A 12,364-nucleotide genomic window follows, 5' to 3' on the forward strand; every position below is an offset into this window, starting at 1 on the left:
CTATTCCACCTCCACCGTAAGAGATCCATTAAAGAAATAAAGATAGCTTTTCTCGACCGGCTTCCTCCAAATCTTTTCTAAAGCCGTTTTATATAATTGAATCTGCGTGCGGTAACGTTCCTTTAATTGCTCCTGTACCTGCTCTCCTTCAGGAATCGCATCCGTTTTATAATCCAGAATGAGCAATCCTTCGCCATAAGGAATAACCGCATCGATGACCCCCTGGATGAACACTTTCTCTTCCGCTGCTTCTTGCCAATCCTGATACACTTCATCTGCCGGCAGCGTTAAACTGAAAGGAACTTCACGCTCAATATATTCAGCATTTTGCAGCAATTTACCCATTGGCGTTTCAAAAAAGTTTGCGATGGCTTGATGGTCAATTTCATCAGCTTCTTCGCGGCGAAGAACTTCCCTGTGCACAAGGTGCTCGACAAACTCTTCCACTTCTTCAGGTGTTTTAGGCTGAAAAAGCGGGAGATGCTGCATGACCGTATGCATCGCCGTACCTATCTCACCGGCTGATAAACCTTGTTTCTCCTGCATAAAACGCGGGCGCTTTACAAGAGGCGCGCGATTAGGTACCAGGAGCTGATCGCTTGAGTATTCATCAAGTACTTCTCGCTGTCGTTTAATTTCAGTCACGGTTTGTTTAGCTCGTGAATGAGCAGCTTTTTCATAAGGGTACAGAAAATCAAGACGAGCTACTCTCTCATCTGCTTCAACCTCTACAGGCTTCCACTGTTCGATGTGTTCCTGCAGCTTTTCGTCACGCTGCTGTTCCCTCTCCTCAATTACCGCATACTCACTCCCATGAACCAAGTGTATGTCCCATTCAGAGGCATCTTTTTCAATATCCTCCGCTGTTTTTACTTCAACTTCTTCTGTGCGGAGGTCTTTACTATCTTGATGTCGAATGAGGGAAGGGCCGACCCAATCTAAATAAGATTTAGCTTCCAGGCGGTCGTGCGGAGGCAGGACCCAGTCAGGATGGTCTAAATAGGTCAGCCACTTTTCCTGTTTCTTTTCAAAAGAGGCCACATTTCCAACCATAACTAGTTTTTCTTTCGCTCTTGTTAAAGCTACATAAAGTACGCGCATTTCTTCTGCTAATAACTCCCTGAGCTTCACACGTTTAATGGCATGATAAGCAAGAGTCGGAAACATGAGGCGCTTATTCGGATCAATGTACCTTGACCCAAAACCATAGTCTTTATGAAGCAAATAGCGCTCTTTTAAATCCATCATATTAAATTGCTTGTCCATAGCCCCAAGCAGTACCACAGGGAACTCCAGTCCCTTACTTTTATGGATGGTCATAATCCGGACGACGTCCTCTTGTTCCCCAAGCGCTCGCGCAGCTCCCAGATCATCCCCCCGCTCCTCCATCCGTTCAATAAAGCGAAGAAAGCGAAACAATCCCCGAAAAGAAGTAGATTCATAGGACCGTGCGCGATCGTATAATGCGCGCAAATTGGCTTGACGCTGACGACCTCCAGGCATTCCTCCAACAAAATCGTAGTACCCCGTTTCACGGTATATCTGCCAAATTAAATCAGATAGAGCTCCTTGGCGGGCACGCTCACGAAACTCATCCAATTGCTTAAGAAAATCAGTAATTTTTTTCCCTGTTTCTGAACGTCCTGCCGCCAATTTTATCGACTCAAAATAGCTTACTCTTTTCTCCTCCAGCCGAAGGTTCATCAATTCATCTTCATTTAAGCCGACAATAGGCGATTTGAGTACAGAAGCTAACGGAATATCCTGCATCGGATTATCAATTATTTTGAGCAGGTTAAGCATGACTTTTACTTCTATCGCTTCAAAATATCCTGTGGAAAGCTCAGCATAAACTGGAATTCCCTGTTGCTTTAACTCATCAACAATGGTTGATGCCCACGTCATCGAACGCATTAAAATGACAATATCGCGATACTGGACTGCACGCTTTACGCCGGTTTCTTTATCCACTACCTGCAGCGGCTCTTCATCGCCATACCCCAGCCACGTACGAATTTTCTCTCCATACGCTCTTGCTTCTAACTGTGCTTTCTCTAAATCTTCAAAGCTTTCTTCCTGAGACGGCTCTTCTTTCACTTCACGGTCGATAATCAACAGTTCAGCTTTTGCATAGTCCGATGGATTTTCATCGTAGACACTATTGCTGTAAATGAGCTCAGCTTCTGGATCATAATTCATTTCTCCTACTTCTTCATCCAGTACTTGACGGAAGACATAATTAGCCGCATCTAACACTTGTTTGCGGCTTCGAAAATTACGTGCTAAATCAATCCGTTCTCCATTATGGTCCGCCTGGCCGTATAGCTGATACTTGGTTAAAAACAAAGATGGTTCCGCATGACGGAAGCGGTAAATACTCTGTTTTACGTCACCAACCATAAATAAATGGCCAGCTTCTGGATCATCAGTCAGCAGGCGAAGTAATGTCTCTTGGACCAGGTTTGTATCCTGATATTCATCGATCAGCACTTCTGAAAATTGATCATGAAAACTTCTCGCTACAGAAGAAGGAACCAGATTTTCTTTCGTAGATGTTTCGTCTAAAAGGATCTGCAGGCAATAATGCTCTAAATCCGAAAAGTCAACGAGCGCTTTCTCTTTTTTCAACTGTTGATAACGCTCATGGAAATCCTTGACGACTACAGCAAGCTGCTTTATAACAGGATGCAGAGATTTCATATCGTTTAAATAGCTCGCAAGCTTACGATGGAACCATTCTTCTTTCATGCTCATCCAACGCTTTTTATAACGGTCCCTGATTTTTTTTGCACGTTCTTTTTTCTTTTCGTCACATTCCATTTTCTTTCTTGACAAGGCAGCAAACTTGCTTGTACTCATGTACGTTTGCAGCTCTTCCCAGGAGATCTCAAGCGCCCCTCTTGCCTGGTGAACCATTTCAAGGTCAAGAGCTGCCGTCTCTCCATAGCTTGAAGGACCGTCGGCTTCTCTCGTAAGATCAACGAGCTGCTGAATCTCAGCTTCCATCGAATCAAGCTGGCTTTTCACATCTCGTTTGAGCAGCTGAAGCCATGGTAGATCTTCTTCACTTTGCCCTTCATCTTTCTGATACATAGCGACCATATCTTCCAGCCACTGTTCAGGCCACGGGTTTTGCATAGAAAAGGTATGAAGATCGAGAACGAGTTTCTCTACGTCTAGGTCATTTCGGTCACTGGAAAAGCGATCGACAACGTCGAAGAACAGCTGCTGTTCTTCCCCTTCTTTTCCGTACCAGTCTTCAAATAAATCTTCCAGTACTTCCTGGCGGATTAAATCGGCCTCCACGTCATCTGCAATTCTAAAACCGGGATCTAAGTCAAGAAGATAGGCATATTTACGCACTACCTCCATACAAAATGAGTGGAGAGTAGAAATGGATGCGTTTTGTAATAAAAATAACTGTTTTTTCAAGTGTCGTGATTCAGGATTGCTTTCTAAAGATTTACTCAAAGCTAACCCGACTCTATTTCTCATTTCTTGTGCGGCTGCATTCGTAAACGTTACGACAAGCAGGGAATCAATGTTAACAGGTGCTTCTTTATTTAAAAGCTTTTGAATAATACGTTCAACGAGGACAGCTGTTTTACCAGAGCCCGCAGCCGCTGAAACGAGAATATTTTTCCCATGGCTGTAAATCGCGCGTTCTTGTTCTTTAGTCCAGCTGACCACGGTCATTCTCCTTTCGTTCCGTCATTTGCTGAATAACTTCCTCTTCTTTCAAGTGCTTAAGTTTGCGGAATTGATGATCCTCTAACGCCGGATCGAATTGGCAGACAGAGCGGAACGGGCAATAATCACAAGCTGCCTGATCATCTTTAAGAAATGGATTCAATGCTACTTCTCCATTCGTAACGCGCTGCCCTGCATCTTGCATAAGTTCACGAATATATTTTCTCAGCTGGTCAAACTTTTCATTTTCCAGTGTTTTTGATCCTTTATAAAATCCTCCCCCTGCCTTTAGTCCAGCGGGAACGATTTGGCTGCGTCCTTTTTCCAGACTTGTATCCATCATTGAGACGAGCTGTTCGTCTTCCAGCAGCAAGCCCGACATTTTAAATTTCTTAAATATTTCCTGCTCAATTTCGTCATCCTCAAGCCACTGTTTTCCTGAGATCATTGGATTATGAACATGAAAATATAGCACGCCGGCAGGAAGCGCTTTTGAGCCAAGCCAATGCTCGGCATTAGATAGCACAACATCTAAATAAGCAAGCATTTGTAAAGACAGCCCATAATAAACGTCGATTAAATCCAGCCCTTTGGCGCTGGATTTATAATCAATAATACGTAAATACAACTCTTCTTCGTTTAAAGCCCGATCCACCCGGTCAATGCGGCCCCGCAGCATCAATTCGTGTCCATTTGGCAGACCAAGTGTTAACGGAGGAAGCTTCGAATTTTGTTCCAACCCAAATCCCAGCTCCAACCCCACTGGAGAGAAGTGACTTTTTCTCGCCTGCTCACTCAAAATATACGCAGCTCTCGCAATAACGCCTTGTAGTTTATATTTAATATAATGATGGCGGTTCGAGCTATGGAGTATTTGATTTTGCAGAATAGGAGCCAGTAAATTAGTCGCTTTCTCTGCATATTTAGTCGTCTCTTGTTGATCTAATTGAGCAAAGTTACGCCCTTCCTGCTGTACCCACTCCGTTATCTGCTTTAAGGCTTCATGAAACAACTGGCCAATATCAGGGGCATCCAATTTATACGTTTTTCTTTCTTGCAAGTTCAAATTATGCCCGGCGAAATATTGATAAGAACAGCGGTGATAGGTTTCAAGCCTCGACACACTGGTTTTTACCGGCCCGTTAAATAACCTTTCTTTCGTAGGCTGAGAAAGATGGACGGGCTTATTTTGGTAAAATAAGCTTTGCAAGACTCGATTCGTCAGATCGTTTTTTTCTTCTTTTTTTATATACCAATTGAGGACATTCCACCAGACGTTTTCCATGGGATACCCTCTTAAATGCCGGGCTAACTGCGATGTTAAAGCTGACCTCGTTTTCATTGGTGTAGTAATAAAACGTGAGGCATCTTTAAGATCATCTGCATCCTGCAGCGTCAAGTGACTGCTGACAGAAGGAAACAGCTCTTCCAGACGCTGAATAATTTGAGAAGGAACTTTCGATTTACCTTCTTCATTGCTTAAAGGATAGCTCACCCATACATAATCCTTAGCCATCGTTAAAGCTAAGTACATGTAAAAACGATCATCGAGCAGCTGACGGTTGGCCCCATCGGCAAGCTGCAGACCGCTTCCAGATAGAATCTCCCTTTCTCTCTCCGTCATCATGCCGTCACTGGATGGTTTCATCGGCCATATTCCATCGGTTACACCAAGTAAAAACGAAGCTTTGATACCCGTTATACGGGAACGGTCAACATCCCCTACAATCACGTGATCCATGCTTGGCGGCACATGAGAAAACGTCAAAGATTCAAGGCCGCTTTCGATCGTGCTTCTGAACACTTGCAAAGAAACTTTTTCATCACCGGCAATTTCAACTGCCTCATCAAGTAGCTGCAATACTTCATCCCACGCTTGCTCCTGTTCCCGGCCTCTTTCAATTTCACCTCTTTCATCATAGCGGTTTCGCCACATTTCCAATTGCTGAGGTACACGTAATGTTTCCAGCCAATGGTAAATAGCTTTGGCACGTTCCGCAATTGTATCTGCTTTGCGCAACTGTTCATCAAAGGGCTGTAGCACATGAGTAATTTGGCTGCGGTACGCATTGATACGGGTTTGTTTTTCTTTTTCCTCGTCCGTTTGAGCTGCTTGCTCAAACCCTCTAAAACGCTGAAAGATCCACGGTTCCTCACTAAACCACCGATCTCTTTTTCGAATTCCATATTCAAGAACATAGTTTTCTAATTCATCAATTGCTTCTTCATTCAGGGGATACTGCTGACTTGTTGACGGGATAAAACCCGTTTTCAACAATCGAAACACAGCATCATATCTGAAGTTTCCTTCAATTACATCGAGACCCGAACGGATCAGTTCAATCATCGGATGGTTAAGCATCGTTCGCTTTTCATCGATGAAAACCGGAATTTCGTAATCCCCAAACAACGTATCAATGAGACTATGATATACATTAGGCTCACGAATTAAAACAGCAATGTCTTTGTAGCGGTAACCTTCCTCTCGAACAAGACGTAAAATCTCCTGAGCTGCGCCTTCGACTTCAGCTCTAGGATGGACGGCTTCTGCGACTTTGATCGGAGCCTTCTTTTCAAAAACTGGCGCAGGCCGATGGTCAAAGTATTTTTCTAAATGCTGCAAAGCCGGTCTGTCTTTAAAGCGTCCCTGCTGCATATCAAGCACTTCTACGTGCTCGACAGCGATTCCGAGTTCTTCAGCCATTTCTTTGAATTTAAAGTACGTATCTTTTGTTTCATGAAAAAGGTCAAGCTCGTCACCTTCCTGCGGGGAGTCCATCGTTAAGGTCACTTTAACCGTGCGGCACTTTTTTAACAAAGCTTCGATAACCGCATATTCCTGCGGCGTAAAGCTATGGAAACCCTCCAAATATACCTCGGCTTCTTCTAAAAAATCAGCCTCCGGAATTTTTTCAGATAAAAGCTGCAGCTGATCTTCACTATCTATGTACTGCTCCTTTAAAGCATCGATTAAGCGATCATAAATATATGTTAAATCATCCAGCTTGTCTCTCAGACCTTCTTCATGACTCGTACGATGCATAAATTGGTCCATTTGATGCATTTGCTCGTGCAGCATCACTGGTGTTACCTGGTACCGTTTAAATTCTGTAATCATATTCTCTAACTGTTCGACAAATCCCTGTTTTTCAATCGCCTTCTGAAAAACTTTCCAATCCGAAGTTCGTTCCTCAATAATCTTACGAAGCATCATCTGAACGCCGGTAGAGCTGATAAATTTCTTCGTGCCTCCACCAGTTTCCTGTAAAACACGCCAGGCCAGACGTGAGAAACTAAAAACTTGGGCTCGTATAGATCCTTCAATATCTCCTCCTGTCAGCAGCGCATATTCCTGCTGAAAAGTCATTTGATCAGGAACGATATACATTATGGGGGCTCCATTAGGCTCTTCTGCCAGTCGTGAACGAATTTCTTGTAAACAATGCGTTCCTTTTCCTGTACCTGAACGCCCTAATGTAAACTGAATGCCCATGGGCTCACCTCTCCTCATTTCTTCTTCTTATCTACTATCCTATCATTTTCCTAATTTCCAATGAAGCAAGTCACTCTCCTCATTAAAAAACCGCCCTAAAAGGACGGCTTAAAATTGAACAGCCACTTGAGAAAATGGCCAATAGCGCATATCTACTTTTCCTACAATCTGTTCACTGGAAACGAATCCAAAGGAACGACTGTCTAAACTGTCACGCCGATTGTCCCCCATAACAAACAACTCACCTTCAGGGACTACTTTCTCTCCTGTAACTTCTTCCAAAGTAAAGTCCTCGGTGAATACTTCCCCATCATTAGGCCGTAACTGATCTAAATAAGCTTCCGCTACAGGTTCTCCATTGATATAAAGAACGTCATTCTCAAAGGAAATCTCATCTCCGGGCAAGCCGATGACGCGTTTCACGTAGTCCTCTTCAGGGTTCGCATGAAAAACAATCACATCCGTTCGGTCAATGTCACGTATGTCGTACGCAATTTTATTTACCATCAGTAAATTTCCGTCGTATAAGGTGGGTTCCATTGATTCACCATCGACTATATAACTGGCAAACAAATAAGTTTTAAATACAAAAGCAATGAGTACCGCAATTAAGACGGCCTTAAAAATGGTCGTGTACTTTTTCATGGTGGCATCCTCCAGGTTGGTTACTAATTACACCATACCCGTTTTACCACCATTTTAACCGTGACGCTGAGCTCGTCTCTCTGACGTATGTTGAATTCTTTTTTCTATTAATTTCCCGAGGAGCCAAAATGCTAGAATGCATACGCCGACTACTACAGACTTTACTGGATTCTGGGCAAAAGACGCCATGCTGCTCCCCACGTACGCAATTGTAAAGATCATAACCGACTTCCCTAGAACAGCCGCTAAAATAAACTGCTGCCGGCTCACATTTGATAATCCAGAAACCACATTAATGATAGAGGAAGGCGAAAACGGAAAACACATCAGTAAAAACAAAGGGCCGAATCCATGTTCTTCTACCCAATTCATCACACGTTTCACCTGTTTATGTCGACTGACGAAATTAAAAAAACGCTGCTGCCCAAGCTTTCGCGATAGAAGAAATACAAAGATGGCACCTGTTACGGCTCCAATCCAAGAATAAAGAAATCCTTTAAATAAACCATAAACCACAGAATTAGCAAGTACAAAAGCTACGAGCGGTAATATGGGCAAGAAGGCCTCAATAAGAGGCAGAAGAATGCCCGGCAATGGTCCAAATCGTTCAAGTTGTTCAAGTTGATCAATGGCATAATCAAATAGCCGATCATTTTCTGCCATATATTGTATCTCATCTATATCAATCATTAACAGCTCCATAACGGCTCCCCTTATCGATGACAAGCTTAAATCCATACTTCTATTTTAATCTAAACCAGCACTCTGTGCCTAATATAATACAGTTTCCCCACTCTAAGATCTTTTTAATCGACAAAAATTGGTTGTATACACGAGAGATCAACGTGGTATAATATAGAACAAATGTTCGTATTTATAGGAGGAGAAAATATGCGTCACTTAAAACAGAAAGAATTAGAAACAGCTTCACGCTATCTCTTCTTATCTATGGCCATTACGGTAATTCGTCAAGATCGGAAGCATATTCAGCAAGGAGATTTTAAAATTAAGGAGCCCTATATGGAGCTGCTCGGGAAGATGGAACTCGAAGCCCGCGAAGAAAGGAAAGCGTTGAGATCAAAAATGGAAGCTCAGAAACTTCAGGTCATTGAGTCGGGACGTAATGATTCATTTACTTCGTTCTTATTCTTAGCTCATGGGTACGAAGAGAAGCGAAATTACTTCAACCCGGCTATAAGAAAAAAAGTCGAAACCATCTTGTTTGAGCTTATGCATAATTCTCTGCGACGACGTCGTTCTTTGGAGCCGAATGCTTCAAACGATCTTCCAGGCTGAATCGAAACTGGGCAGTACGCTGAACTTGGTTAGAGATCATCCCTACGGACACGGGAACATTGATGGAGGCACCATTTGTAAATGTAATGGTAGTGGAATGATCTTTTTCACCTTGATAAGTGCGAATATACTTATGGGCGATCCAGGAACATTCTTTTCGTTTAGGGGAGATAATAGGAAAGAAATACATGCTCATCGTCTGGGAAATGACAATCGGGGGTTTATGAGTGAAACCGGCTACTTGCTTTGTGCCGGAAATTCGTCCTTCTAAACTGCTGGCAAAGTAACGACACGAATGATCAACAATTTTGCTGGGGCAATCCTTCAAATAAAAACATTGATCACTTTCAATAATTTCAGTAATGATCTGCCCTTGCTCATCATAGCCTGCTACAAGAGCCATCGTTCGAGGATTCACTTCATATTCTTTTTTATAAACCAAGTTCATTCTTTTCACAACACCCTTCTTTTTTTAAGATCGACAGCCTTCCAACGTGGTGCTGACTACCTTATCTCTATTAATTTACCAAAGTTCGATAAAAAAGTCTAAAAATTCTCAAAAAATAATCCTTCTCTGTTATAATTATAAGAAAAAGTAAGAATTTTCCGTTATTAGAAAAGGAGGAAATCTGCATGTGGAAAAAGAAGAAAGCAACCGAAGAAAAAACTCCGCTAGAAGTAATGGACTTATCTATTCACGACGTTCGAAAAGCTGTGCATAAATACGCAGAGCGAAAGCCGAATGAAGTCCCTTTAAGCGTCATTATCAATCAAGACTTAACGATAGACTATGATTTGCTATCCCCTTATATCGCCGGCATTCCTCAAAAAACGTACTACATGTCTAAAGAAACCTATGAATTGTTTGAAGAAGAAAATTATGAACTCGCTAAAGAAATGGACATGGTGCAGCAAGCTGTGGATTTGTATATTCAACAAACTGGGGAAGCTCCTGTTATTGATCTCGATCCATATAAACGAATCAGCTACCATAAATTAGACCGGCTGCATTTACTGACTCACCGACCTGAAAGGGAATTCTATTTAACCAATGAAGAATTTATGATCACGTATCAAAAGCCCAAATAAGAACAAAAAAGTGCCAATGCTCCGGGTAGAGCATTGGCCAATGAGACGACTGGTTAACTTTTGAGTGAGGGAATTAATGTGAGAAAAAGCTTGCGCCTTTTCATCAACACCACTCATCAGTAACGTACATTACTGACCCACTTATGAAACCGAATCATAAGTAGTGTGTAATAAATAAGCATGATCGCTTATCTATTTCTTATTGTAATATATCTCTCCTTCTGATTCACCGAAAAAATTTTGCGGTGTTCCGCAAAGCGTTGCGCTATTGCCAACTAATGTCATCCTTTTCGCTGCGTGCCCCCCGCAATCACCGTTGTGAAAGCTTTTCTCGTAAACTCTTTCGTAAAATTTTACCTGTTGTGTTTTTCGGTAACTCTTCCATAAAATGAATTCGATTCGGCTGCTTGTACTTCGTTAATGAGCCCTGACAAAATTCTTTTAACTCTTGTTCCTCAAGAGAAGGGTTGGAAGATACTACAAAGCTGATCACCGCTTCCCCGCTTTGAGGGTCAGGTGCTCCTACCACAGCGACTTCCGTAATATCAGGGTGGCTGTATAATACTTCTTCGACTTCTCTAGGGTAGACATTATATCCCCCCACTAAGATCATGTCTTTCTTACGGTCTACAATATAAAAATAACCTTCATCATCCCGGCGGGCCATATCTCCTGTATAAAGCCATCCATCACGAATCGTCACCGCCGTTTCCTCCGGAAGTTTGTAGTAGCCTTTCATGACATTAGGACCTCGAACTATGAGTTCCCCTACTTCTCCATCAGGTACTTCTCCGCCAAGTTCATCGACCACTTTATTTTCTACATTTTTTATATTTGTTCCGATTGATCCCGGCTTTCGGGGACGGTCTAACGGATTGAATGTCGTCACAGGTGAAGCTTCTGACAAGCCATACCCTTCTGACACCCTTACCTTAAAGTGTTTTTCAAAATCATTTAATAAGGATACAGGGAGAGAGGAACCTCCTGAAATAGAAATCCTCATATTTTCAAACGTATGGACTTGATCTTTTCCTGTCTGCAGCAAGTAATTATACATCGTCGGTACACCAGCAAACACAGTAGCTTTATATTTCTTCGCAGCTTCAAACACTTCAGGCGGCGAAAACTTAGGGATAATTAAAACAGTGCCTCCATTCATAATCGGGGCGTTCAAAGCTACAGTAAGACAGAATACGTGAAACATCGGTAAAGTAGCTATAACTCGATCACTGGATGAAATTTGCAAATATTCAGCGACATCTACAGCGTTTGAATACAAATTTTTGTGGGTGAGCATGGCCCCTTTTGGTTTTCCAGTTGTCCCTGATGTATACAAAATAACAGCGACATCTTCCTCTTCCAGATCAGGAGCAATAAAATCCACGTCTCCCTCAGATACGTACTTTGTAAACGATTTCATTTTTCCTTTTAACGAAGATTCTCTGGACTCTGCTCCAGTATCAGCTACAAAATAGTCTTGAACGGCTAAGTGAGCATCCATGTGTTCAAACTTATCCATTAATACATCCATCGTAACAATTCCCTTAACATCGCCGTTGCTTAAGATGTAACTCATCTCGTCCACCGTATACGTGGGATTAATTGGAATAACCGTAGCCCCCGCTCGCAATGAACCATATAGTGCAATCATAAATAATGGGCTGTTTCCACTCACTAATCCAATATGGTCCCCTTTTCCATATCCTAATTCGTGAAGTTTTGAGGCAAATTTAGTAACAGAGGCATTAAACTCTAGATAACTTACACTTTCACCTTGAAATATGTAAGCTTCCTTTGACGGATCACGATCAGCGGTGCGCATCAATTGAGCGCTTAAATTCATACATTCCTCCCCTTCCATGCTGTAATGAATGAATAGTCATTCATTTTATATTTAAAAAATATTCATTTTTATTATAAAATACTGTCAATTGATGTGCAACTTTGGTATTTCTTAAAGACCTGATCCTAAACTCTACCACGAACTAAAAAGCTTGGGACAACACTAAATGAAGCATAAAATAATCCGAACGATTCTCTTGGAATCAATTCGGATTATTTATATTCAAAAAAGAATCTTCATCATCGCTCTATCAAAACACTTCCCCAGGACTCTCCGTATTTTGAATCTGCGTACTTACAGTTTAATTT

The 12,364-nt window shown here is 42.1% G+C and carries 8 protein-coding genes; 2 read left to right on the forward strand and 6 right to left on the reverse strand.

The features are described from left to right. The 4 genes from addA to ACGTNH_RS14270 all read right to left on the reverse strand — a co-directional run bounded on the left by addA (window position 1) and on the right by ACGTNH_RS14270 (window position 8,530). A complete protein-coding gene (gene addA / locus ACGTNH_RS14255) occupies window positions 1–3,690 on the reverse strand; it encodes a helicase-exonuclease AddAB subunit AddA (protein ID WP_394587544.1) in 3,690 nt (1,229 codons plus the stop codon). Continuing rightward, window positions 3,674–7,183: a helicase-exonuclease AddAB subunit AddB gene (gene addB, locus ACGTNH_RS14260; RefSeq protein ID WP_394587545.1), complete on the reverse strand. Its 3,510-nt coding sequence runs from the start codon at window positions 7,181–7,183 to the stop codon at window positions 3,674–3,676. The genes addA and addB overlap by 17 nt, the downstream gene beginning before the upstream one ends. A gap of 108 nt (window positions 7,184–7,291) precedes the next feature. Continuing rightward, on the reverse strand, window positions 7,292–7,828 hold the full coding sequence (lepB, locus tag ACGTNH_RS14265) for a signal peptidase I (protein WP_394587546.1): 537 nt from the start codon (window positions 7,826–7,828) through the stop codon (window positions 7,292–7,294). Window positions 7,829–7,882: 54 nt separating this feature from the next. Beyond that, on the reverse strand, window positions 7,883–8,530 hold the full coding sequence (locus ACGTNH_RS14270; protein ID WP_394587547.1) for a TVP38/TMEM64 family protein: 648 nt from the start codon (window positions 8,528–8,530) through the stop codon (window positions 7,883–7,885). 189 nt (window positions 8,531–8,719) lie between these two features. On the opposite strand from ACGTNH_RS14270, the gene ACGTNH_RS14275 reads away from it, so the two are divergent. Continuing rightward, on the forward strand, window positions 8,720–9,124 hold the full coding sequence (locus tag ACGTNH_RS14275) for a YhjD family protein (protein ID WP_394587548.1): 405 nt from the start codon (window positions 8,720–8,722) through the stop codon (window positions 9,122–9,124). Here the strand turns inward: ACGTNH_RS14275 and ACGTNH_RS14280 are convergent. Further along, the gene (locus tag ACGTNH_RS14280; RefSeq protein ID WP_394587712.1) at window positions 9,057–9,572 is read right to left on the reverse strand and encodes a competence protein ComK; all 516 of its coding nucleotides are present in this window, start codon (window positions 9,570–9,572) and stop codon (window positions 9,057–9,059) included. The genes ACGTNH_RS14275 and ACGTNH_RS14280 overlap by 68 nt on opposite strands. A 185-nt stretch (window positions 9,573–9,757) precedes the next feature. Here ACGTNH_RS14280 and ACGTNH_RS14285 point away from each other — a divergent pair, with 185 nt between their 5' ends. After that, window positions 9,758–10,213 carry a DUF3939 domain-containing protein gene (locus ACGTNH_RS14285; RefSeq protein ID WP_394587549.1) on the forward strand — a complete coding sequence of 152 codons (456 nt, stop codon included), beginning with the start codon at window positions 9,758–9,760 and terminating at the stop codon, window positions 10,211–10,213. A gap of 310 nt (window positions 10,214–10,523) precedes the next feature. Here ACGTNH_RS14285 and ACGTNH_RS14290 read toward each other — a convergent pair whose 3' ends face one another. Continuing rightward, complete coding sequence (locus tag ACGTNH_RS14290) at window positions 10,524–12,056, reverse strand: fatty acid--CoA ligase family protein (protein WP_394587550.1); 1,533 nt, start codon at window positions 12,054–12,056, stop codon at window positions 10,524–10,526. Window positions 12,057–12,364 lie beyond the last annotated feature (308 nt).

Source organism: Halobacillus sp. B23F22_1, from assembly GCF_043497005.1.
Lineage (GTDB): Bacteria > Bacillota > Bacilli > Bacillales > Halobacillaceae > Halobacillus_A.

Bases quoted from the DNA above. Each gene is read 5' to 3' on its own strand.
- ACGTNH_RS14285 (WP_394587549.1), top strand. From the start codon at position 9,758: ATGTGGAAAAAGAAGAAAGCAACCGAAGAAAAAACTCCGCTAGAAGTA.
- ACGTNH_RS14280 (WP_394587712.1), bottom strand. From the start codon at position 9,572: ATGAACTTGGTTTATAAAAAAGAATATGAAGTGAATCCTCGAACGATG.
- ACGTNH_RS14290 (WP_394587550.1), bottom strand. From the start codon at position 12,056: ATGAATTTAAGCGCTCAATTGATGCGCACCGCTGATCGTGATCCGTCA.
- addB (WP_394587545.1), bottom strand. From the start codon at position 7,183: ATGGGCATTCAGTTTACATTAGGGCGTTCAGGTACAGGAAAAGGAACG.
- ACGTNH_RS14275 (WP_394587548.1), top strand. From the start codon at position 8,720: ATGCGTCACTTAAAACAGAAAGAATTAGAAACAGCTTCACGCTATCTC.
- ACGTNH_RS14270 (WP_394587547.1), bottom strand. From the start codon at position 8,530: ATGGAGCTGTTAATGATTGATATAGATGAGATACAATATATGGCAGAA.
- lepB (WP_394587546.1), bottom strand. From the start codon at position 7,828: ATGAAAAAGTACACGACCATTTTTAAGGCCGTCTTAATTGCGGTACTC.